Source organism: Nitrospiraceae bacterium, assembly GCA_020632595.1.
Lineage (GTDB): Bacteria > Nitrospirota > Nitrospiria > Nitrospirales > UBA8639 > Nitrospira_E.
This window is the reverse complement of the sequence record JACKFF010000004.1, coordinates 128,020-152,474: the sequence shown is the minus strand read 5'-3', so window position 1 is coordinate 152,474 and position 24,455 is coordinate 128,020. Positions and strand designations below refer to the sequence as shown.

Genomic DNA, 24,455 nt, shown 5'->3' with positions numbered 1-24,455 from the left:
GTGAGTGGCTTTAAGGCTGCGTTTTGATCACAATGAAAAATGCCCTTGTCTTTCGAATAATTCGAAGTAAAATAGTTTGACCCGGCTTCACCTTGGCGACTTCCTCGGAAAACTGTGTGACGGTCCGGACGGTTTGCCGATTGACCTCGTTAATCAGATCTCCTTCTTGAATCCCTTCAGAGTTTGCGAGACCGCCGGGTTCAACTTTGGTCACAAGCACTCCCACGGTTTCTTCTAATTCAAATTGCTCAGCGAGTGCAGCGGTAAGCCCTTGGACATCAAGCCCTAAAGTGACTTCTGATTTTTGTAAGGGGAGTGAGGCTAACATGGATTTTTCCTGCCTCTCCGCCATCGGCACGAGGAAAGTCAATTCTTTTCCGTCCCGTAACACCAGAATTTTGGCATTCTCACCAGGTCCCACGCGCGCAACCAGTCTTGACAGTTGGTTGGGCGAATCAACCGAGCTGTCGTCTACGGACACAATGATATCCCCTGGTTTAATGCCGGCCACATGGGCTGGATCGTGTTCGTAAACTTCGTTGACAAGAACCCCACGGCCTTCCTTAATCCCAAATTGTTCCGCAAGTTCTTTCGTGAGAGATTGAATCCCGACACCAAGCCACCCACGAACCACTCGCCCCTGTGACACCAGTTGATCAACCACACGCGAAACCATATCGGCGGGAATGGAAAATCCTATGCCTTGTGCCATATGGATTATGGCAGTATTGATTCCGATCACCTCACCTTGCAGGTTAAAGAGCGGCCCTCCTGAATTCCCAGGATTGATTGCAGCATCCGTTTGAATGAAGTTTTCATACCGGGATAAATTGAGGCGTTCCCTTCCAATACCACTCACAACGCCTAAGGTCACCGTTCGGTCTAGTCCCATCGGATTTCCGACAGCCAATACCCATTGTCCGACTTTTAAGGCGTTGGAGTCCCCAAAATGAGCAACTGGAAATTTCCGGTCAGATTCAATTTTGAGGACCGCTATATCGGTTTCCTTGTCACGCCCAATGACCCGGGCAATCATATTGGACTTATCGGATAGCCGAACATCTGCCTCCCTGGCGTCTTCCCCAACTACATGATTGTTGGTTACGATGATTCCATCCTCCCGCACGATAACGCCTGAGCCACTCCCTTGAGAAAATGGCGCACGTCGCTGAAAGCCTTGTCCCTGAGCGATTTCCCGAATTGGTGTAATATTGACGACGGTGGGCGTCACCCGTTCAGCCAGGCTGGTGATGGCCTGTTGGATATCTTCAAGAAGTTGTAGCCCTCTAAGTTCTTTGGCTGTCTGGCTAACTGCGGGAGACGGAGAGATATATAACAGAAGGCCACACAATGATAATATGAGTGAAGCATTCCCTAAATTCATTCTAAACCTTAATTTTTGCAATGTCGGATAATAAATATTATGTTAAATAGAAAATAGTCTCATTTTGCTTTCGGTTCCCTGGCTAAGACGGAGAATGTTTTCTTTGTGGCAGAAAAAAATGACCACAGTAACTCCCAAAGCAAAAAGGCAAAAATAAAAGTCGTACGTCAGAAAATAAGCCAAGAATGGAAACACACAAAAAGCCAGCAGTGCTCCCCCTGAGGAATATCCAAAAACCGATACGGCTCCTAACCACACACCAACAAGAAGCCATCCAATCAACGGATGAATGCCAATAATGGCACCTAAGGCTGTGGCGACACCTTTTCCCCCTTTAAATCCTAAAAAAATAGAAAAAACATGACCAAGAATGACTGAAAAGCCGATGGCAAGGATCCAGATCCAGGGAAGCCCGGCGAAGCCTGCAATGCCGGTCGCAACCGTTCCTTTCCCTAAATCCCCAATTAAAGTAAAGATTCCGACTTTTTTGCCGGATACTCTCAGAACATTAGTAAAACCGATATTATGGCTCCCATGTGTGCGTGGATCATCCGTTCCGAAAATGCGAGAACTGACCAAGCCAAACGGGATAGATCCTAAGAGATAAGCGCCGATCACTCCTAATAAAAAATACAGTTCCATTTCCTGGTGACTTGTGAGCACTCCTACCAATATTGGGGACTAATTTTTTTAAAGATTTGCATGAGATATCGCCAGCCGGAAAATAAGGAGAAGAACAAAGCTATGTACAACAGTCCGGTTCCAATAGCAGCCAGTGGGCCCTCACTTTGTACCCAAACGCCCTGGAGAATAAGGCATAGAATCCCTCCGATTTGGCCGATGACTTTAAATTTTCCAAGAGAGTCAGCTGGAACCACAAATCCCTCTTTCGCTGCGACCACCCTGGCTCCGGTCACAATCAATTCGCGTGCAATCATCACAATCGCCAACCACACCGCAACACGTTGAAATTGCACAAGAAGAATCAGCCCAGAGGCCACCAGGAGTTTATCGGCAACCGGATCCAGCAATTTCCCTAAATTGGTTATCTGCCCACTTTTTCTGGCCAAATATCCGTCAAGAAAATCCGTGAAAGCCGCACAGGCAAACACCAGGCCGGCTGCCAGTGCCCGGTCAGGACTTGATTCGGAGAAAAACCAGACAAAAACAGGAATTAGCAGGATCCGCAAAAGAGTAAGAGAATTAGGAAGATTGAGATAAACTTCTTCCATAATTACATCATGTTGTTCTGACTTTTCTTTTACTCCTTCAGATTGATTCATAAAAATTCAAATTTTTCTTCCAAAAACTCAAGTAAGAGGAGAGATTTCTCCCTTCCCGGTTACCTGCCAAATGGCTTGAAGTTGTGCTAATAAACCTCGCAACTCACTCAATCGTATCATGTTTGGCCCATCGGAAAGTGCCTCCTCCGGACGAGGATGCACTTCCATAAAGAATCCGTCACATCCGGCTGCGGCCGCCGCACGGGCTAAGGGCGCCACAAATTCCCGTTGTCCTGAAGAGACCGTTCCCCCCCCGCCAGGTAATTGCACGCTATGGGTTGCATCAAATACCACGGGGTATCCCAGGTTTCTCATGACGGGTAATGAGCGCATATCGACGACAAGATTTTGATAGCCGAAGCTAGCTCCCCGCTCAGTTAAGAAAATTTTGCTACTCCCGGCCTCTTGAAGTTTATGGACAACATTTGCCATATCCCAAGGAGATAAAAATTGTCCTTTTTTCACATTGACCACCCGGCCGGATTTGGCGGCAGCAATGAGCAAATCGGTCTGTCGACATAAAAAAGCAGGAATTTGTAACACATCTACAATCTCTGCAACTTGAGAAACGTCGTGGACTTCGTGAATATCCGTTAAAATGGGGATACCCAATTCACGACTAATTTTCTTAAGAATTTTCAATCCTTCCTTTATGCCCAATCCCCTGAATGAAGAAATCGAGGTACGATTGGCTTTATCATAGGAAGCCTTAAAGATGTATGGGATATGAAGATCTTTGGCAATTTCCGCAATTGCAACAGCGGTCTCAATAACCAACTTTTCGCTTTCGATCACGCAAGGTCCCGCAATTAAAAAATGCGGACAACTCCCGCCAACGGAGAACTGGCCAATATCGACTTGAGTGGATTGAGCCATGTTACATTCAGTTCCTTACGTACCGAACTTTCTTTGAAGTGCGGCGCCAATGAATGCAGAAAAAAGAGGGTGAGGAGAACACAGGCGAGACTGAAACTCTGGATGGAATTGTGTACCCACAAACCAGGGATGCCCTTGCAATTCGATGATTTCTACCAACCTTCCATCAGGGGATGTCCCGCTAACTGTCAAACCCTTTGAGGTCAACGCTTCAAGGTATTCATTGTTAAATTCATAGCGATGGCGGTGTCGTTCACGAATATCCGATTGCCCATAGGCGGCAAAGCTCAGCGTATTGGGAATCAATCGACAGGGAAAACCTCCCAATCTCATTGTCCCGCCCTTTTCTTGGATGGATCGTTGTTCAGGAAGGAGGTCGATTACGGGATGCGGCGTGTCAGGATTGAATTCTGAACTATTGGCATGCTGAAGTCCGCCTAGACTTCTGGCAATTTCAATTACTGCACATTGCATCCCCAAACAAATTCCAAAAAAAGGAAGATGTCTCTCCCTGGCATACCGGATCGTATCAATTTTCCCTTCGATCCCTCGAAGACCAAACCCTCCCGGAATTAAGATTCCGTCTACATCAGCTAACAGACGTTCGGGCCCGTCCTTTTCAATGTCACCTGATTCCACCCATTGAATATGAACACCTGTTTCATCGTGTAATCCGCCATGAGTCAAGGCTTCCGATACGCTTTTATAGGATTCTCGAGATTCTACATATTTGCCAACCAGTGCTATCGTGACTTCATGGCGAGGCCGCTTAATCTTCTGGACTAAAATGTCCCAATCTCGAAGGTTCGGTGGGCGCGTTTCAAGATGGAGTAAGCGGACAATAAGTTCATCTAGGCCCTCTTTTCTCAGGATAATCGGTACCTCATAGATGGAGTCCACATCTTTGGCCGTAATGACAGAACCTTTATCCACGTTACAAAACATGGCAATTTTATCTTTCACGCCAGGAGGGAGAAAGCGATCCGTCCGGCACAGCAGGATATTGGGTTGAATGCCGATTTCACGAAGTTTGTTAACGGAATGCTGCGTGGGTTTGGTTTTAAGTTCCCCCGCCGTTCCGATATAGGGCACCAAGGTGAGATGGATATATAAGACGTTTTCCCGACCAACCTCATAGGGCATTTGCCGAATGGCTTCTAAAAAGGGCAAACTTTCAATATCTCCAACGGTCCCTCCAATTTCCACGATCACGACATCCACGTCATGGGCCACATTGAGAATCGTTTGCTTAATGGCGTCCGTGATATGTGGGACGACCTGAACCGTCGCTCCAAGATATTCCCCTCTTCGCTCCCTTTGAATCACCGACTCATAAATCCGCCCTGTCGTACAATTATTTTCACGATGCAACTGCACTGTCGTAAATCGCTCATAATGCCCCAAGTCCAAGTCGGTTTCCGCTCCATCATCGGTGACATAGACTTCCCCGTGTTGATAGGGATTCATCGTCCCAGGGTCGACATTGATGTAGGGGTCCAGCTTGAGAAAGGTGATAGTCATGCCACGGCTTTCTAATAAATGCCCGATAGCCGCAGAAGACAACCCTTTCCCTAAGGAAGACACTACTCCGCCTGTCACAAAAAGAAATTTACTCATGATATTTTCTGGTTAGTTGGAAAATGATCCACATGGCCTCCCTTTGATCTGTCGACTCCACCATATTGTTCTATCTATTTTCAACCCTCTCTCCGGTCCCCAACAGACTCTCTTTCGAGTTCCAGGAGTCCCTGGATAAAAGGCCCTCCGCAGTCATAATATCTTCAGGAGTATCGATACGAATAGATTCGTGTTTCGTTTCCCAAACCATTATCGGCAGGCCATGTTCTAATGCCCGCAATTGTTCTAATTTTTCTGCCTCCTCAAGATATCCCGATGGCAACCCGGCAAATCGTAATAGATCTGATTTCTTGAAAATATACACTCCCAAATGCATATAGGCGATATGATTATTTCCTGAAGGTACCCCATCGCGCCAGCAGGGTATCGGGCTCCGTGAGAAATACAGGGCCTGCCCATTGATATCGGTCACCACCTTGACGATTGACGGATTGGTAAGGTCTTGTGTGCGGTGTAGTTGCCTTTTCAATGTCCCCACCCCTGCCGTAGATGCCAAAAAAGGAAGGATGAGATCATCCAGCAACCCAGGATGCTGAGGAATTTCATCAGCTTGCAGGTTCACAATCACGTCATATTTGAACTGAGAAGCCACTTTCGCCACTCGGTCCGTTCCGGTTCGACAGTATTCCTTGACGAGACAGACTTCTCCACCAAAACTTTTGACCACTTGTTCAATGGATTCCTGGTCGGTAATAACCAAGATTTGTCCTACCTGCGAAACCTGTTGAACCGCTTCATAGACATGCTGGATAAGGGGCTTTCCGGCTAAAAGAGCGAGCGGTTTCCCAGGAAATCGTGACGATCCGTAGCGAGCAGGAATACACAGGCTGACGAGGGAGTCAGTTGTGGCCATGGAGTAAAGCCTCTTGGAGTTGTGCCCGCGTCACTGTGGCGGTACCCACCATACCCACGACAATACTTGCGGCCTGATTGGCTAATACCGCGGCTTCAGAAAGTGGGGCTTTTGCACTCAGCGCTAATGCAAGAGTGCTGATGACGGTATCGCCTGCTCCGGTGACATCATAGACTTGTCGAGCTACGGCTGGGATGGTCCAGGTTTGGCCGTTCTTTTCAAAAATACTCATTCCCTCCTCTCCCCTCGTGACCACGACTGCCTGGCACTGTAATCGTTGTTGGAGCACAAGGCCGATGTGTTCAATCGGAACATCCTGGCTTGGGAGGAATCCAGCTGCCTGTTTGGCTTCGAGATGATTGGGGGTGATAACCGTCACTCCCTGATAATACGCCATATGCTCGACCTTCGGATCCACCACAACCGGCACGCCGAATTGCTCAGCCAGACTTTGAATGGCCTTCATCAGGTCTACTGTGATCATGCCCTTCGCATAATCGGAAATCACCAGGCAGGAGGCTTCAGGAAGACGAGAAGCCACATGTTTTATTATTTTTTTTGTCTGTTGAGAGGAAATATCATGGCGTTGTTCCACATCAAATCGAACAATTTGCTGATTATGGGCTACCACTCTGGTTTTTTTTATGGTAGGACGACTAGAGTCTACAAACACACCGGAAGTCAACGGGGACGATCGTCGAATGTCGGCAAGGAATTGTTTTCCAACATGATCGGCACCAACCATGCCACACAGTTCAGCCTGTCCACCTAATGTCAGAATATTATGATACACATTCGCTGCTCCACCCATTCTGTACGATTCAGAATCCACATGAACGATCGGTACAGGCGCTTCCGGAGAGACACGATGCACCTTGCCCCAGACATAATGATCGAGAATGAGATCTCCGACAACCAGAATGCGAGCACGGGAGAAGCGTTGAATATACTCCTTAAATTTCCGAGCGGAAATCGATGGGACAACGGATAGCGGTTTCATCCTTGAGTCAGCACAAGCCTGAAGTTTGGTTGAGTCAGTGAGTTGGGCCTCACTATTCAATGATCTTCCCGATTCGTTCCCATCGGATCCAATCGGTCCAAGCTCCCTGCCCATTCCATGACCAATACACAAGAAATGCCCTACCTTTAATTTTATCCATTCGCACAAATCCCCAAAACCGACTATCCAAACTTTGGTCACGGTTATCACCCATCACAAAGTAGGAGTCCGGAGGAACGGTTAAGGGACCAAGATTATCCCGAGGATTGATACGACCATCAATAATTCCAGGATCGACTCTCTGCGTAAATCCTTCATCCAACAATGGCTGTCCATTCACAATCACGTGTTTATTTTGAATATGAATAGTATCACCAGGTAGTCCGATTACCCGCTTAATGAAATCCTTATTTTCATCCTCGGGGTAACGAAACACAATGATATCCCCACGCGACGGAGGATCGAAATTCATCACAATCGTTGAAGAAAAACACGTCACGGGCGGGAACGAGACCTGAAATTCACAATCTTTCGGCAGCTGGAACCCATAGGCCAGCTTGGAAACAAGGATATGATCGCCAATCATCAAGGTCGGAATCATCGACCCTGATGGGATCTTAAAGGCCTGGACCACAAAGACCCGAATGGTTAGAGCCAGAATAATCGCAATGATCAAGGCTTCGGCATATTCTCGAATAATGGATTTTTTGGATACCTCCATTTCCTTGGAACTTGAGGTAACCGAAGATTCCTCCTGAAGATTTTTTTCGGAAGATTCGGTCATTTTGGGTTGTTGCGGGTCTTGAGTGGTCATCAGCGGTTCAGTTCGGATCGGTCTTTAAAATAGCCAGAAAAGCTTCTTGAGGGACTTCGACACGCCCTAATTGTTTCATCCGTTTTTTCCCTTCTTTTTGCTTTTCCCACAATTTGCGTTTTCGGGAAATATCCCCACCATAGCACTTGGCCGTCACATTTTTCTTGAGTGCGCCAATGGTTTCCCTGGCAATAATGCGTTTGCCTATGGTCGCCTGAATGACAATTTCAAACATTTGCTTGGGAATGAGTTCTTTCATTTTTTCGGCTAATTGTCGCCCGCGGCTTTGCACTTTATCCTTATGGGCGATAATGGAAAGCGCATCTACCGTCTCACCATTCAGCAATAAATCTAATTTCACCAATTCAGACTCGCGATAGCCGAGCAATTCATAGTCCAATGATGCATAGCCTTGCGTACGTGATTTAAGGCGATCATAGAAGTCTAACACAATTTCATTAAGCGGGATTTCATAGATTAACATGGAGCGGGTTGGGTCGAGATATTGTAGCCCGACTTGGATGCCCCGACGCTCCTGACACAACTGAAGAACATTTCCGATATAGCGTTCAGGCGTAATCATCGTGGCTTTAATATAGGGCTCTTCAATGCGTTCAATTTGTGAAGGATCCGGAAGTTTGGAGGGATTATCGATGACCAGGGTTTCACCCCTGGTGGTCGTCACACGATATACCACCGTCGGGGCGGTACTGATCAGATCGAGTCCGTATTCCCGCTCCAAGCGTTCCCGAATAATTTCCATGTGAAGAAGCCCCAAAAACCCGCATCGAAACCCAAATCCCAAAGCCAGTGACGTTTCCGGTTCATAAACAAAGGAGGAATCATTCAGCTGCAACTTCTCCAGAGAATCCCGCAGGTCCTCAAACTTGGCATTGTCGGTGGTATATAACCCGCAAAAGACTACCGGTTTGACATCCCGGTACCCGGGCAAGGCCACGCTGGTAGGGCGCTTTGAATCGGTAATGGTATCGCCAATTTTCGTGTCCGACAGTTCTTTCATCCCGGCGCAAATATATCCGACTTCCCCGGGCCCCAGCCGATTCACCTTGGTTCGTTTCGGTGAAAAGACGCCCACCTCCAGGACTTCAAATTCACGTCCGGAAAACATGAGCTTAATCATCATATTGGGGGTGATTTCGCCATCCATGACTCGAAGAAGCACCACCGCGCCCTGATAATTGTCGAACCAGGAGTCAAAAATCAGGGCTTTTAACGGTTGATCTATTGAACCGGCGGGAGGCGGGATTATCTTGACGACTCCTTCAAGCACCTCCTTTACCCCTCGTCCATCTTTAGCACTGACTAAAAATGCCTCTTCACTTGACAATCCCAACACATCTCGAATTTGGACTTTGACCCCTTCGACATCGGCACTCGGTAAATCAATTTTATTGATGACAGGAATAATCACTAAATCATTCGAAATCGCCAGATAGGCATTGGCGATCGTCTGGGCTTCCACGCCTTGGGTGGCATCGATTAACAGAAGTGCTCCTTCACAGGCAGCCAGGCTGCGTGATACCTCATAGGCAAAATCCACATGTCCAGGAGTATCAATGAGGTTAAACTGGTATTCCTGTCCATCCGAACTCCGATACCGTGCTGTGACCGCATGTGCTTTGATCGTAATGCCGCGCTCACGCTCCAGGTCCATGGCATCCAGATATTGCGCACGGGCTTCACGTGGAGATACGGCGCCGGTGATCTCCAAAAACCGGTCGGCAAGAGTGGATTTGCCGTGGTCGATATGAGCAATAATTGAAAAATTGCGGATGTGGGTTTGAGGAAAGGCTTTACTCATTCGAAGTGACTCTGATTGTAATGAGACCCTAAAAGGTTGTCAAAATTCGATGGATTCCGCTAGGTTATTTCCTTAAAAAAAGACCATGACTTTCAAGACGACCCGCACAGCATTAGAAAAAGACGATTGCGATTACGTATGGCACCCTTTTACCCAAATGCAGGAATGGGAACGCCAGCCACCTCTCATCATCAGACGCGGAAAAGGTTCGTACGTCTATGATATGGATGGCAATGCCTATCTCGATGCGACGTCATCCATCTGGGTCAATATTCATGGACATCGACATCCTCGCATTGATGAGGCCATTCGCCATCAACTTACCCAGGTGGCTCATACGACATTGCTGGGACTTTCCAACCCACCAGCCATTCAATTGGCGAAGGCCCTTATTCGTCTTGCTCCCAAAGGGTTACAAAAAGTCTTCTATTCCGATAACGGCTCTACCGCCGTTGAAGTTGCCGTAAAAATGGCCATTCAGTATTGGCAACAATGTGCGAATCCCCAACCACGAAAAACTCGGTTTATCCATCTTGGCATGTCCTATCACGGGGACACGGTGGGAGGAATGAGCCTCAGCGGAGTCGAACTGTTCCGTAGATCTTTTTCGCCGCTCCTCTTTGCCAGCCATGATGTGGATTCCCCCTATTGCTATCGATGTCCCCTTCAATTACATTTCCCTCAATGTGGGCTTGCCTGCCTTGATCCGCTTGAAAAGCTTCTTTCCACACAGCATCAAGAAATTGCAGGCCTCATTCTTGAGCCCATGGTGCAAGCGGTCGCCGGGATCATTCCTTCGCCTCCAGGATACTTAAAACACGTCAGAGAGTTATGCACGCGGTATAAGGTCCTATTCATTGCCGATGAGGTTGCCACCGGATTTGGACGAACAGGTCGGATGTTTGCTTGTGAGCATGAAGAAATTTCTCCGGATATCATGGCTATAGCCAAAGGTTTAACGGGAGGCTATCTCCCATTGGCCGCCACATTGACCACGAACGCCATTTATGAAGCGTTTTTGGGAGAAGGGCACGAAAACAAAACCTTTTTCCATGGACATAGTTATGCCGGGAATCCTTTGGGATGCGCGGCGGCTCTGGCCAACCTTGCCATCTTTAAAAGTGAACGAACCCTCGCAAAGCTTCAACGGCGGATCCCTAAATTTCGCAGAGCTCTTGACTCCCTGACCGAAGACCCTTGGGTTGGGGATATCCGGCAATGTGGCTTTATGGTTGGGATTGAATTAGTTCAACAGAAATCCAATAAAATGCCGTTCCCGGCAACCGAACGTATTGGCCAGAAAATAGCCCTTACCGCGAGAGCATTAGGACTACTGATCCGTCCCATCGGGACCATTATGATTCTCATTCCCCCTCTTTCCGCAAGCGCCAAGGAACTCGATCAAATGGTGTCTATTTTAAAACTGGCCATTTCAGTGGTCCGTGAATCCAACACATCTTCCCCAATATCATCAACGCCGGAAGGATTGAAGCGTATCTCGGACGAGACTAGATAAGCTCAACCGTCTGGCCAATGCGCAATTGACACCGGTCCACGGCTCGTCCTTGCTTCACAAAAATCTCGATATGCCCATTACTATTTATGAGACCTTCCGGGTATCCTAAGGCGCCTTCTTCGTAATGAGTTTTGATTCCCTTAATGACGATCTCTCCAGTTTTGAGCCCGGAGTATTCTTTTTTGGTCACTGATCGAAACGTTTCGATGTCGGTTAAAGTCAAATTCGTTATGGCATTGCCAAAATGGTCGATATAAACAATTCGCCCATGGAGGGCATGTCCTTCCATACGTGGGGGATCAAGGGGAAGCTTGACGTAATCATGAATGAGACGCCCGTAGGAACCGGGAACCTGTCCCTTCGTCAGCCACGCTGCCGAAGGAGCAAATAAATCCCGTCCATCAAACGTCGCTCCAATGGAGTCCAATCGATATTGTTTATTTTCAATCGATCGGACTTGAACTCCGGTTTCCTCTTGAAGAACATAGGTCAAGACCCCATTATCAGGAGCCAGGAAAAAATGCCTGGACGTTGAAGCCAAAATCGCTCTTCGAGAGCTCCCTACCCCGGGGTCTACGACCACCACATGCACCGTTCCATCGGGAAAATATTGATAACATGATTTCAAAAAAAATGCGGCTTGTTCAACCCCATGTGCCGGAATTCGATGCGTCAGATCGACGATGCGTATTTGAGAATTAATGCCGAGCATCACGCCCTTCATACTTGGAACAAAATAATCGACATCCCCAAAATCAGTAACCAACGTAACCAAGGAAATGGCGGAAGTCATGCTTATAGCTCCTCAAAACAAATGGACTGAATTTGATATTCAATAACTCCGGCGGGTCGATGCACTTCAACAATATCCCCGACTCGATGCCCGATCAGCGCACGCCCAATAGGTGCTTGAACCGAAATCAAACCATTTTGGATATCGGCCTCTTCTTGTCCCACCAAGGTATAGCGCTTTTCTTCTTGTGACTCTAAGCTTAAAATGGTGACTGTGGCTCCAAACACGACCGTTTCACTCTGCCCGGGCGATATTTCCACCACTTGGGCAAGGCTGAGTTTATGCTCAAGTTCGGACATCCGTGTATCAATAAATTGTTGTTGCTCTTTGGCGGCTTTATATTCGGCATTTTCTCTGAGATCACCATGCTCACGAGCCTCGGTAATTGCTTGAATGTTTTTAGGGCGATCTTCCCTTCGTAGTCTGGCCAGTTCCGCTTGTAGTGCCTCATACCCTTTTTTTGTCATAGGAATTTTCATGAAACCTCACTCCCCCTCTCTCTAGATCATGGAAATTGGAAGATCAATCATCCATCATCGGGCATGTCCATCTAGGCCTACCCGCTTGGCATCGCAGAATGATATTCCTGTAGACAGCGAACCTCCATGGATGTTTTCTTCATCGACTCTATTCCTGAGATTGCGGCTTGCGCAGCCTGAATGGTCGTAAAATAAGGAATTCCACCGAACACGGACGCCTTGCGTATCGGCGCAGAATCATCCTGGGACGAGGCACCTCCCACCGTATTGACGACTAATGCCAGCTCTTTATTTTTGAGTAAATCTTCGATATGTGGCCGAGCCTCATTGATTTTGTTCACCGTAACCACGGTGATCCCATGCGTCCGCAAAAAGGCCGCCGTTCCTTTGGTGGCATTCAGTGAAAATCCGAGCTGCGACAGTCGCTGGGCGATAGCCAGCGTCGCGGGTTTATCTCCATCTTTCACGCTGAGAAGAGCCGTCCCTGCCAATGGCAACGGCATTCCCGACGCGGCTTGTGATTTGGCAAACGCCCAACCGAAGGTTCGATCAATCCCCATGACTTCGCCGGTCGAGCGCATCTCGGGCCCCAACAATACATCGGCGACACCAAGTTTGGTAAATGGAAAGACAGCTTCTTTTATGGCAATGTGGGAAAAAAGGGGGCACTGCGTAAAGCCTAAGTCTTTCAAGGTTCGCCCTGCCATGATTTTCATCGCATGTTTGGCCAAAGGCACACCGATGGCCTTACTGACAAAGGGGACCGTGCGAGACGCGCGAGGATTGACCTCCAAGATATACACCGCCCCATCTTTGACTGCATATTGAATATTCATCAGGCCCACCACGTGTAATTTCTTGGCAAGAAGAATGGTTTGGTGATTAATGGTCTTCAGAATATCGGCATTGAGGGAATGGGCAGGTAATGAACACGCCGAATCCCCTGAATGAATTCCTGCCATTTCGACATGTTCCATGATGGCAGCCACCACGACGTCTGTCCCATCGGCTATGGCATCCACATCAACTTCTATGGCGTCCTCAAGGTAGTCATCAATGAGCAAGGGATATCTTCCCAAATCCATCTCGTGTCTCTGCAGATATTCATCTAATGCGTCGGCATCATACACGATTTGCATGGCACGGCCCCCCAGCACATACGATGGGCGAACCATCACTGGATACCCAATGTTGACAGCTATGATATGAGCTTCATGTGAAGACCGTGCGGTGCCGTTTTGCGGCTGCAGGAGGTTCAATTCAATTAACAGGTCACTGAATCGTTTTCGATCTTCCGCACGGTCAATGGCATCAGGTTGTGTCCCCAAAATTCTAACCCCTTCCTGCTCTAACGGGACGGCAAGCTTAAGAGGCGTTTGTCCACCGAATTGCACGACGACGCCGTCCGGTCGTTCAGTCAGGATAATTCGCAAGACCTCTTCTTTGGTCAACGGTTCAAAATACAAGCGATCGGAAACATCATAATCCGTACTGACGGTTTCCGGATTACAATTGACCATAATCGTTTCAATGCCTTCTTCTTTTAGGGCCATTGCGGCATGCACGCAACAATAATCAAATTCAATGCCCTGTCCAATCCGGTTCGGCCCTCCGCCTAAGATCATTATTTTTCTTTTTTGAGTAGGACGAGATTCACAGGAGAAACCCGACGTGGAATAGAGATAGGGGGTATGCGCCTCAAACTCTGCGCCACAGGTATCCACTCTTTTAAATACCGTGCTATAGGCTGACGTCCTGACTTGTCGCCATTGACGAATGGTATCTTCCTCTTTGCCGATGAGTTGCCCGAGCCGTTGATCTGAAAACCCAAGACCTTTCGCTTGTTCAAGGAGAGGCATCAGGGAATCAGGACATCCTTTGCGGGTGTCATGTGTTCGATCGTTCCCAACTTCCCCCTTACTTCTGCGAACCCATTCCGCTTCAAATTCTACGAGTTCTTCAATTTCATGCAAAAACCAGGGGTCAATGCGCGAGAGATGGTATAGTTCCTCCACCGACATTCCGATTCGGAAGGCATCGGCCAGAAACCAAAGGCGATCAGCGGTCGGGATTCGAACCTGAGATTGAAGACGCTCATACAGCGGATGCGCTGAACCGGCAGACTCCCTTTTCCCATTAAGCCCATGTAACGACATCAACCCATACCGGTCCGTTTCAAGGGAACGAATAGCCTTCTGCAAAGCTTCTTTGAAGGTGGATCCGAGTGCCATGGCTTCTCCCACAGATTTCATATGGGTTGTCAGCACCCGATCAACACCATCAAATTTCTCAAATGTGAACCGTGGAATTTTCACGACAACATAGTCGATGGTCGGTTCAAAACAGGCTTTAGTGACTTGCGTAATATCGTTGGGAATCTCATCAAGGGTATACCCGACGGCCAACTTCGCGGCAATCTTGGCTATCGGGAATCCGGTGGCCTTGGAAGCCAAGGCGGAACTCCTCGATACGCGAGGATTCATTTCAATAACCATCAATGCCCCGTTGTCCGGATTCAAAGAAAATTGAATGTTGGATCCGCCGGTATCAACACCGATTTCTCGGATGATGCGGATCGCCGCGTCTCGCATATGCTGATATTCTTTATCAGACAAGGTCATGGCCGGGGCCACCGTGATACTGTCTCCGGTATGCACACCCATTGGATCGAAATTCTCGATGGGGCAGACAATGACGACATTGTCTTTGGAGTCCCGCATCACTTCTAATTCATATTCCTTCCACCCCAGAAGCGATTGTTCGAGCAGGGCCTGGCCAACCGGACTGGTCACAAGAGCCCAATCAATATACTTATCAAACTCCTCACGATTATAGGCGATATTCCCCCCCGCTCCTCCCAAAGTGAATGATGGACGGACGATAGCGGGAAATCCAATTGTTTCAAGAAGCCGTAGGGCTTCTTCTCTTGAGCGAAAAGATCCGCTTGCCGCCACGTTTAATCCAATACGTGTCATCGCCTGTTTGAACAAGTCCCGATCTTCCGCTTTTTGGATCGATTCATAGGAGGCTCCGATAAGTTGCACTCCGTACTTTTCCAGAATACCCCGTTTCACTAATTCCACAGTGATATTCAGGCCCGTCTGTCCGCCCATGGTGGGAAGTAGGGCATCAGGGCGCTCTCTCTCTAGAATTGCTTCCACGACTTCAACCGTAATCGGCTCCACATAGGTCCGGTCGGCGAGATCCGGGTCGGTCATAATCGTGGCGGGATTACTGTTAACGAGGATGACTTCAAAGCCCTCCTCCTTCAGGGCCCTGCAGGCTTGCGTTCCAGAATAGTCAAACTCACAACCTTGTCCAATAACAATCGGTCCAGAGCCGATTAATAAAATTCGATGAATGTCGTTTCTTCGTGGCATGATGGGCTCTCAGGATTGTAAAACCGATCCGGATATCGGTTTTTTAGTGGGAGATTCGGGAGGTGATGACTCAGGATGATAAAATTTCAATGCTTGGGGAATCCAGGCTTCAATTTGATTAATACGGGTCACATCCGAAGGATGAGTGGACAGAAATTCCGGAATCGCATTTTGACTGCGAAAACAAAATTTTCCAATCATTTTTCTCGGACATCCACTCATACGTTCCCAAAACGGTACCGCTTCCCTCGGATCGTAGCCGGCCTTGGCCATCAATTGCAGCCCGATAAAATCGGCTTCGGTTTCCTGGTCACGGGAATTGGGGAGGGCCACGCCTACTCCATAGGCGCTCATGGCTCCAATAGCCAAGCCAGGGTCGACGCCACCGGCGGCGGCCCCAGCCAAAGCGCCAAGTTGACCAATTTGTTCCAAAATTCCACGACTGTATCGCTCGGCTCCATGCCGTTGCAACGCATGAGCAACTTCATGTGCCATGACCGTTGCCAATCCGGCTTCTGTTTTTGTGTATTTTAAAATGCCCGTAAACACCGCCACTTTGCCACCAGGCAATGCAAATGCATTGACTTGATCATCATCCTGAATGACGGCGAACTCCCAGACATATTCCGGCTTTTGGGCTGCCTTGGCGATACGTTGTCCCACACGATTTACCATTAACGCTATTTCCGGATCCCTGCTTAATGGTGCCGACTTTAAAACTTCGCGAAATGCCGCAAGTCCCAGGGCAATTTCCTTTTCCTCCGAAATATAAATTAATTGATCTCTAGCCGTACCCGGAGCCTTTTGACATGCTGAACCTAGCAACAGGAGCGCACACACCGCACTGGCCAAGAGCCATTGGAATGCCTTTCCAGAACCCGGTGGATCGTTGATCATGGGAACAGCATTTCTTACATCAGGACAACACCGACTTTACGGCATCCACATGTACAGCATTTGTGGTGTCCCTCCGGTCAAGACGTTGAAGAGAGAGTGGGCATCAATCTGAGGAAACCCGATAGGCCCAATCTGAGGTGGATCGAACCGTGAGTAGATATTCTGATGAGTTCCCCTTCCCCTGGTGTACGTGACGACTTTGGCCTGTTCCAAATTGGCTTCTTTTTTGGCCAAATCAATCGCTTCATCCAAATATCCAATGCTATCCACAAGACCCTTGGTTTTGGCAATATCGGCCGTAAAAATCCGTCCGTCAGACACCATGCGAATCTGCTCCATGCTTAATCCGGGTCTGCCCTCTTTCACCACCGAAAGGAATTGCTCAAACAAATGATCAATGGTCCCTTGGAAAATAGCCCGCTCTTCATCATTCATTGGCCGAAATGGAGAACCCATGGCTTTTTTGGGACCCGAAACAATCGCAGCCGGTTGGACGCCGACTTTTTCCAACAGCCCCTGTGCATTCATAGTCACCATAATGACCCCGATACTACCGGTAATGGTTGAGGGATGTGCAAGAATATGGTCGGCGGCCATCGCAATGTAATATCCGCCAGAAGTGCCCAAATCCATAATGGCCGCAATGACGGGGACAGCCCGTTTTTTCTTGAAGACTTTCAACTCATGATAGACCAGATCTGATGCCGTGACCGAGCCTCCTGGAGTATTGATTCGAAGGATGATCGCTTTGACATGTGTATCCTCCTCGGCTTTGGTCAACTCTTCTTTGATTCGTGCCGGAAGACTGGGTTCCTCCAGGAGACCCGAGGCTTTGCCTGTCGTCAGCATGCCAGAGATATCAATCAATAATACCTTATCCTTTCCCTTACCAGATATGATGGCTTCCTGAAGTTTTCCTCCACCCGGAAACAGATCAACGTGGATGCATCCGCTGACCAAAAAAAGAAGAAGCATCAGAGAACAACGCATTATCACCATTATCATCGGCCTTTCATCATTTCCAGAAACTGTCGGAACACATATGAAGAGTCATGGGGGCCCGGCGAGGCTTCCGGATGATACTGGATGGAAAGAATTGGACTCTCTAAGCCCGCCATTCCTTCACAACATCCATCATTCACACTCCGATGCGTGATTTCCATCCGTCCAACGCAAGAGTCAAACTGTTGAGGTGTCAACGTCGCACAGGCGCCTTCCTTGCGAGGAAGGCCGACAGCAAAATTATGGTTTTGGGAGGTAATTTCAATCTTTCGGGTGCGAAGATCCATGACTGGATGGTTGGCTCCATGATGCCCAAAGGTTAGCTTATGGGTGTGCAATCCAAGGGATAATCCCAAGACCTGGTGTCCCAAACAAATCCCCAACAGTGGTTTCCAACCCAATAGCTGCGTGACGGTTTTTACTGCATAGGGGACCCCTTCAGGGTCTCCCGGGCCATTGGATAACACAATTCCATCCGGATTAAGTCGACGGACTTCTTCCGCAGTCGTCGAAGCTGGCACAACTTGAACCTGACATCCCAAATCCACAAGACTTCGTAAAATATTCTGTTTCACACCAAAATCCATGACTACCAGTTTCAAGGGGGGGTGATCGGTGTTTTGAGTGAAAATGGATGATTCACCGCCAGCGGGATCCATAACGCTGGATCTCTCCGTCCATTCATACGCATCCGGACAGGTGACCTCTTTCACTAAATCACGTCCAACGAGGGAAGGCACGGCCTTCACCTTTTCCCGCAAGGCCTTGTCATCGAAATCTACATGGGAAATGATTCCCATTTGTGAGCCGTGATCACGGACATGACAGGTTAATGCTCGCGTGTCTATCCCTTGAATGGCCACAATACGATGCTCAATTAAATAGTCGTCAAAGGATTGCCGGCTCCGCCAATTACTCCGGTACTTGGCTGCTTCACGAACAATAAATCCTTCCGCCCAGACCCGGTGCGATTCATTGTCTTCCGGGGTCACCCCGTAATTTCCTATTTGGGTTGAGGTCATCAGCACGATCTGCCCTTTATAGGAAGGGTCCGTCAAAATTTCTTGATACCCCGTCATGGCCGTATTAAATACCACTTCCCCCACGGTTTCGCCCTCGAAACCGAGTGCACGTCCCTGAAAGATGGTTCCATCGGCTAACGCCAGGACTGCGGGCTTCATGGTCTTTCCTTTTTCATCTTCTTATTTCCGTTCTACGATCAGGGGTAATTATGAGCGAGGAGTCATGGCGTGGTAAAAAAGAGCTTTCCGTACCTTTACAATAAACAGTGAAGCCGCGAGACCAAAATTCACCAGATGGCAGGCGCGTACGACCATGTGAAGACGAAAAAATTTTGCATAGGCGATATCTTTGTCCTCTTTTGAAACGGCCTCAAAGGCTTCTTCCTGTAACGTAATGGCTTGGGGACCCAACACCACCAGTATGCTGAACGTCACGAGGGCCATTCCGGCCAGGAGCCACCATTCTACGGAAGAAACGGCAAACATCTCGGAGGGATTATGGCCAAAAGCCCGGAAGCGAATCACCGCCACTACACCCAACACAATCAAAATCCAGACATTCATTAAGCCAAATCCATCAAATACTCTCCGTAAAAAACGGCCGGCTGGTTCCATTCCGAAGGAATTAAAAACGGCTGGAATCACCAACGCAATAATGACGACTAATCCGCCCACCCATAAGATTAAGGCACACAGTTCAAAAAGAAAACCCACGACCCCCCAATTAATCCGCTTCATACGTTTGAATTAACGGGCATCATAGACCATCCTGCCATCAACCAATGTCATCTTCACCTTTCCCCTCACTGTCCAACCCCCAAATGGCGTATTCTGACTTTTTGAGAAAAATTTAGTTGGATCTACCACCCACTCTTCATGAGGATCAAACACCACAATATCGGCATGTGACCCTGGCTGGAGGTTTCCAACAGGTAGATGAAAAAGCTGAGCAGGAGATCTGGTCAATTTATCAAGCGCCTGTTCAAGGGACAAGACCCCCTCATGCACCAGACGGAGGGTTAAGGGAAGAGCGGTCTCAAACCCTACAATCCCAAACGGAGCCGTATCAAATTCCAATTGTTTTTCTTGGAGAGCATGAGGAGCATGGTCGGTGGCAATGGCATCAATGGTTCCATCAACCAACCCCTGCTTAAGGGCTTGCACGTCCTCATCCGTCCGCAGCGGTGGATTCATTTTGGCGTTGGAATTATAACAGCGGACAGCTTCTTCAGTAATGGAGAAGTGGTGAGGGCAGACTTCTGCGCTCACCGGCAACCCTTGCCCTTTTGCATGACGGACCAGTTCCACCGAACGGGCGGTACTCAAATGGGCCAGATGCACATGAACTCCGGTAAGATCCGCCAGAGCCAGGTTTCGAGCCACCATCACCTCTTCTGAGGCATCGGGAATCCCTGGCATTCCAAGTTCGGTCGATACCATACCCTCGTTCATGCATCCGCCATCGGTTAAATGCAGGTCTTCGCAATGGTCCACAACAGGAATTCCAAAAGCCTTGGCATACTCCAGGGCCCGCCGCATGACCAAACTATTCATCACGGGACGCCCGTCATCCGAAATGGCCACGCATCCGGCGTCCACCAGCTCACCAATATCCGCAAGTTCTTCTCCTTCGGATTTTTTGGTGATGGCCCCTATCGGGAACACCCTGGCTTTGCCGGCCACTTGTCCTTGGGCCAACATAAATTTGGTGATGGCAGCGTTATCATTCACGGGCTGGGTATTCGGCATACAACAAATGGTCGTAAATCCTCCTGCCACAGCCGAGGCCGCGCCGGTTGCGATAGTTTCTTTGTATTCAAACCCGGGTTCCCGTAAGTGGCAATGCAGATCGACAAGTCCCGGCGCTACAATCCAGCCATTGGCATTAAGAATTGTAACTGATGAATCCTGACAAAGGGGATTCGTCAGGGGGAAACCGACCTCAAGAATACTTCCATCTTGAATAAGCACATCGGCCCGTCCATTCACGTGGCCGGGGTCAATCACAATTCCACCTTGGATACAAAGCAGATGAGAAGAGGTAGGAGACGGTCCTGTCTGTTTGGTCATGTAGTCCGATTATTCGTTAAGGGTTGAACGTTCACTAAATCCTGATAATAAATACATAAGGGCCATTCGCACAGAGACTCCATTGGTCACTTGATCCAGAATCACCGCGACATGGCTATCCGCGACCGATGGCGAAATTTCCACGCCCCGGTTCAGAGGACCTGGATGCATCACAATGGCATCCGGTTTGGCGAGTTTGAGTCTTTCCGGAGTTAAACAAAACAGCTTGGCGTATTCTCGAAGACTGGGCAGTAAGGCCCGCCCTAAGCGCTCACGTTGCAATCGCAGCATGATGATCACATCGGTTCCAACCAATGCCTCATCAAGATCGTAAAACACCTTCACGCCGAAATGTTCAAGGCCGAAGGGGATCATGGTTGGTGGCGCCACGACTCTCACCTCGGCCCCCAGTTTGGTCAGAGCAAGGATATTCGAGCGAGCCACACGGCTGTGTGCAATATCGCCAACAATCACCACCACTAAGCCTGGGACGGGCCCTTTTTTCTCATTTATGGTAAAGATGTCCAAAAGGGCCTGAGTGGGATGTTCATGCCACCCATCTCCTGCGTTGATCACCGATGATCTGACCGAACGTGCAAGGTTTTCTGCGGCACCGGGTGATGGATGACGCAGCACAATAATATCCGCCTGCATGGCTTCAATATTTCTGGCCGTATCGACTAAGGTTTCTCCTTTCACCATGCTGCTGGTCGAAGGCGAAAAATTAATGACATCGGCACTCAATCGTTTAGCAGCTAATTCAAAAGATGTTCGGGTACGAGTGCTGGGCTCAAAAAATAAATTCACCACCGTTTTCCCCCGCAGAGCGGGAACTTTCTTGATGTCCCTCCCTCCGACCTCTTTCAGGGATTCGGCTGTTGTTAAAATCAATTGAATCTGGTCAGCTGTTAAGGCTGCAATAGTCAATAAATCTTTACGTTCTAGACCCATAATGAATTTATGGTGTTAAAATGGAGACCCGGTCGTCCTGCCCTAATTCCTCAAAAAAGACCTGGACGTTTTCTTCCCGCGCAGTCGGGATGCTTTTCCCGACATAATTGGCACGAATGGGAAGCTGCCGATGTCCACGATCGACAAGAACAGCCAGTTGAATTTCGGCAGGGCGCCCTAAATCCATTAACCCATCCAAGGCAGCACGAATGGTTCGACCCGTGAACAGTACGTCATCGATCAGCACGATTTTCAAACCGGATATATGAAACGGAATGGTCGTTTTTCGGATTTCCGGCTGATCTTTTCTGATGGAGAGATCATCCCGGTACAATGTGATATCCAACTCTCCAAGAGGCACGTCCCGTTTTTCGATCTGCTGAATCCTGAGTGCAATCCTTTGGGCGAGAAACACTCCGCCAGTGCGGATTCCCACTAACGCTAACCCATCAATGCCTTTATTCCGCTCGAGAATCTCATGACTAATGCGTGTTAGGGTTCTGGCCATTTCCTGACCATCCATTAACAGTCGTTCGTGTGGTCGAGGGGAAGTGTTCATGTCATCGTGTCCCATGAAGCCAAAAAAAACCCTTCTCAGAACGACATGAGAAGGGCGCACATGAAATGGCCAATTGAGTGGCCGTCATCGCTTGACTCTCCTTACCCACCTCGCCGGATGGGTTTTAAAGGTTTCCCCATACTATTCGCACAACGTTCGGCTGTCAAGATCGGAAGGGGGCATGTTCATTCAACGGGACCAACCAACGTTTGCGATTTTACAGAAGGGCTCCTTGGAACTAAGGAGACCGAACGGGATTTTGAATAATCCAGACCGCCAATTCAGGATTTAACCATCCATTCGGAAGTATCGTTTGGTGAATCCGGAAGGGAGGCAAAGAATCTCCTGCGGCAGAATGGAGAATTTCAAGGCCTAGCCGGTGAAAATTCTCTTCCAGAACCCGGGGCCCGGCCACACAACCGACACTCCCCTCAACAAGATTGATGCGTAAAAATTTCACCCAACAGTCGATCATATTGGAATTTGAATAGTCTGAATAGGGAATCCAGAGGTAAATCCAATCGTACCTGGTTGGTAAGGCTTTCAACATGAACAGCTCAAAGGGGATAAATTGAAAATTTGAAAACCACGCCAACCGATCCATCCGAGAAAGCCTATTCCAAACAGATTGGGCATGCTTTTGAGCAAATTGTGGCCAGGTGTACCAAATGGTATGAATTTGATCTTCCTGAAACTGAAGGCATGAACCCAATCCCGCTTCGCAATGCGAAAGTAAGACTCGTTTGGCATGAGATCGAAAGTGAAAAAGATCATGGTGCTCTTCAAAAAAATCATCAAAAAAATCAAAAACAAAAGGTTGACTTTCCTTTTCCCCAATCATTTCAGATTTATCAGGGTACAGTAACACCGAAGAGAAGGCTTCCTGGGGAGTCAACAAAGGCGGCTTCATGGGAAAACCGTCCCGCCAAGTTGAGGCAAGCGGCTTCCAGGAAACCGGATGGTTTGGTTGGGACAGCTGCCAGCAGGGTTGAATGGTCAATTCCTTTTGTCCAGAGCCATCAAATAACCATAGGCCGTCCGCCGTGATTCCCGCTCCTCGATTGTCCGACACCGGCAGACCTGACTCAGGAATTCGGTTAAAGGATAGGCCGGAGGGATCATCCCACCAGGTAACTTTTTGAATCATCTGGTTTCGGACCGTCACGCAAACATGCTGCTCTTCATCCATATAGCGAACGGGGAAACCGGAAGCGGGCAGCCAGTGGACTTCATGCGATCGCTCAATATCCAAAAACACTTCCAGCGGGGATTGTCTGGAAGCAACGGAAGGGGTGAAAAATAGGCTGAAGAGCCGGAATGCCGCCTCGGAGGGATATGCCGGAATACCCCGGTATTGCAGGGCACGTCCACCATTACTATTTTGATCGTCGTAGAGACCTCGGATCAATTCAAAGGTCGCACTACCGGTTCCCGGCAAAAGGGATAAAAACAATTCTACCACTGGGAGATAGTCAATCTGACTCCACTCCATTCGACTCATACATGACATGAACCTGGCTTCTTTAAAGGATCCATTGGGCAACACATAAAAGGCGTCTTTAACCTGGTGAATCGTGGCTTGTCCGTTACCATGGAGAACGACATCCTCATCCCGATAGAAAAATCGGACCATTGCCAAGTCGGAATGCAAGGACCGGGCTGCCATTTGACGCAGGTCGTCTTGGGTGATCTGTTCCCAGCCTGGCCGCCGAGATAAATCTAATGTGATGGTATTGACCAACCCTTCGGGTTTAATCCCGACCCATTGTCCCCAATCCAAACGAAGACGGGCAGAGACAAGGGATAGCGCACCCGTTGGCTTTTGTTCCCACAAGCATTCATGGAGAGGATTCCCCTCTGGATCTGCTAAAAGAATCCGTTGCCCATGATTGCCATAAAAAATACAATGACCAGTAGGCTGTTCTAAGATCCATCCACCCGCGGACTCCCATTCCTGTCTATAGATCTGATTGGCAGGAAAACGTAGGGCTTGGGGATGATTCAATACGCATTGAAGGTTCATAATAAGGCAGGGAAAAGCATAGATGGCAGATTACCTTTACAAAAAACAAAAACCGGAGACGGAAATTAGTATGCGAAACAAAGGGTGGGAATA

21 protein-coding genes are annotated in these 24,455 nt (G+C 48.5%); 1 reads left to right on the top strand and 20 read right to left on the bottom strand.

The features are described from left to right. Positions 1–10: 10 nt before the first annotated feature. From H6750_09840 to lepA, 9 genes are all read right to left on the bottom strand, one after another. Positions 11–1,384, bottom strand: coding sequence for a trypsin-like peptidase domain-containing protein (locus H6750_09840; protein MCB9774608.1), 1,374 nt, complete (start codon positions 1,382–1,384; stop codon positions 11–13). A gap of 42 nt (positions 1,385–1,426) precedes the next feature. Then, entirely contained in the window at positions 1,427–2,026 is a 600-nt protein-coding gene (gene plsY, locus H6750_09835; protein MCB9774607.1) for a glycerol-3-phosphate 1-O-acyltransferase PlsY, read from the bottom strand. 23 nt (positions 2,027–2,049) lie between these two features. Beyond that, on the bottom strand, positions 2,050–2,616 hold the full coding sequence (gene pgsA / locus H6750_09830) for a CDP-diacylglycerol--glycerol-3-phosphate 3-phosphatidyltransferase (GenBank protein MCB9774606.1): 567 nt from the start codon (positions 2,614–2,616) through the stop codon (positions 2,050–2,052). A gap of 78 nt (positions 2,617–2,694) precedes the next feature. Beyond that, positions 2,695–3,543 carry a 3-deoxy-8-phosphooctulonate synthase gene (gene kdsA, locus H6750_09825; protein ID MCB9774605.1) on the bottom strand — a complete coding sequence of 283 codons (849 nt, stop codon included), beginning with the start codon at positions 3,541–3,543 and terminating at the stop codon, positions 2,695–2,697. A 15-nt stretch (positions 3,544–3,558) separates the two neighbouring features. Then, positions 3,559–5,160 (bottom strand): CTP synthase, encoded by a 1,602-nt coding sequence (locus tag H6750_09820; protein ID MCB9774604.1) that lies wholly within the window; start codon positions 5,158–5,160, stop codon positions 3,559–3,561. A gap of 70 nt (positions 5,161–5,230) precedes the next feature. Further along, positions 5,231–6,034 (bottom strand): 3-deoxy-manno-octulosonate cytidylyltransferase, encoded by an 804-nt coding sequence (gene kdsB / locus H6750_09815; protein MCB9774603.1) that lies wholly within the window; start codon positions 6,032–6,034, stop codon positions 5,231–5,233. After that, on the bottom strand, positions 6,021–7,034 hold the full coding sequence (gene rfaE1 / locus H6750_09810; GenBank protein ID MCB9774602.1) for a D-glycero-beta-D-manno-heptose-7-phosphate kinase: 1,014 nt from the start codon (positions 7,032–7,034) through the stop codon (positions 6,021–6,023). The genes kdsB and rfaE1 overlap by 14 nt, the downstream gene beginning before the upstream one ends. Before the next feature lie 52 nt (positions 7,035–7,086). Next, a complete protein-coding gene (lepB, locus tag H6750_09805; GenBank protein MCB9774601.1) occupies positions 7,087–7,818 on the bottom strand; it encodes a signal peptidase I in 732 nt (243 codons plus the stop codon). 37 nt (positions 7,819–7,855) lie between these two features. Next, positions 7,856–9,670: an elongation factor 4 gene (gene lepA / locus H6750_09800; protein ID MCB9774600.1), complete on the bottom strand. Its 1,815-nt coding sequence runs from the start codon at positions 9,668–9,670 to the stop codon at positions 7,856–7,858. A gap of 85 nt (positions 9,671–9,755) precedes the next feature. On the opposite strand from lepA, the gene bioA reads away from it, so the two are divergent. Further along, positions 9,756–11,186 (top strand): adenosylmethionine--8-amino-7-oxononanoate transaminase, encoded by a 1,431-nt coding sequence (gene bioA / locus H6750_09795; GenBank protein MCB9774599.1) that lies wholly within the window; start codon positions 9,756–9,758, stop codon positions 11,184–11,186. Here the strand turns inward: bioA and H6750_09790 are convergent. The 11 genes from H6750_09790 to H6750_09740 form a co-directional block, all read right to left on the bottom strand. Beyond that, the gene (locus tag H6750_09790; protein MCB9774598.1) at positions 11,179–11,979 is read right to left on the bottom strand and encodes an SAM-dependent chlorinase/fluorinase; all 801 of its coding nucleotides are present in this window, start codon (positions 11,977–11,979) and stop codon (positions 11,179–11,181) included. The genes bioA and H6750_09790 overlap by 8 nt on opposite strands. A 2-nt stretch (positions 11,980–11,981) precedes the next feature. After that, positions 11,982–12,458 (bottom strand): transcription elongation factor GreA, encoded by a 477-nt coding sequence (gene greA, locus H6750_09785; GenBank protein ID MCB9774597.1) that lies wholly within the window; start codon positions 12,456–12,458, stop codon positions 11,982–11,984. 77 nt (positions 12,459–12,535) lie between these two features. Continuing rightward, complete coding sequence (gene carB, locus H6750_09780; protein MCB9774596.1) at positions 12,536–15,838, bottom strand: carbamoyl-phosphate synthase large subunit; 3,303 nt, start codon at positions 15,836–15,838, stop codon at positions 12,536–12,538. A gap of 9 nt (positions 15,839–15,847) precedes the next feature. Then, on the bottom strand, positions 15,848–16,735 hold the full coding sequence (locus H6750_09775) for a M48 family metallopeptidase (GenBank protein ID MCB9774595.1): 888 nt from the start codon (positions 16,733–16,735) through the stop codon (positions 15,848–15,850). 36 nt (positions 16,736–16,771) lie between these two features. After that, positions 16,772–17,725 carry a signal peptide peptidase SppA gene (gene sppA, locus H6750_09770; GenBank protein ID MCB9774594.1) on the bottom strand — a complete coding sequence of 318 codons (954 nt, stop codon included), beginning with the start codon at positions 17,723–17,725 and terminating at the stop codon, positions 16,772–16,774. Between the two features lie 11 nt (positions 17,726–17,736). Further along, entirely contained in the window at positions 17,737–18,918 is a 1,182-nt protein-coding gene (gene carA, locus H6750_09765; GenBank protein ID MCB9774593.1) for a glutamine-hydrolyzing carbamoyl-phosphate synthase small subunit, read from the bottom strand. A gap of 48 nt (positions 18,919–18,966) precedes the next feature. Continuing rightward, positions 18,967–19,497, bottom strand: a complete 531-nt coding sequence (locus H6750_09760) for a DUF4149 domain-containing protein (GenBank protein MCB9774592.1) — start codon at positions 19,495–19,497, stop codon at positions 18,967–18,969. Between the two features lie 9 nt (positions 19,498–19,506). Continuing rightward, positions 19,507–20,829, bottom strand: coding sequence for a dihydroorotase (locus H6750_09755; protein MCB9774591.1), 1,323 nt, complete (start codon positions 20,827–20,829; stop codon positions 19,507–19,509). Between the two features lie 9 nt (positions 20,830–20,838). Beyond that, on the bottom strand, positions 20,839–21,780 hold the full coding sequence (locus tag H6750_09750) for an aspartate carbamoyltransferase catalytic subunit (protein ID MCB9774590.1): 942 nt from the start codon (positions 21,778–21,780) through the stop codon (positions 20,839–20,841). 7 nt (positions 21,781–21,787) lie between these two features. After that, the gene (gene pyrR, locus H6750_09745; GenBank protein MCB9774589.1) at positions 21,788–22,339 is read right to left on the bottom strand and encodes a bifunctional pyr operon transcriptional regulator/uracil phosphoribosyltransferase PyrR; all 552 of its coding nucleotides are present in this window, start codon (positions 22,337–22,339) and stop codon (positions 21,788–21,790) included. 238 nt (positions 22,340–22,577) lie between these two features. Then, positions 22,578–24,362, bottom strand: coding sequence for a hypothetical protein (locus H6750_09740; protein MCB9774588.1), 1,785 nt, complete (start codon positions 24,360–24,362; stop codon positions 22,578–22,580). Positions 24,363–24,455 lie beyond the last annotated feature (93 nt).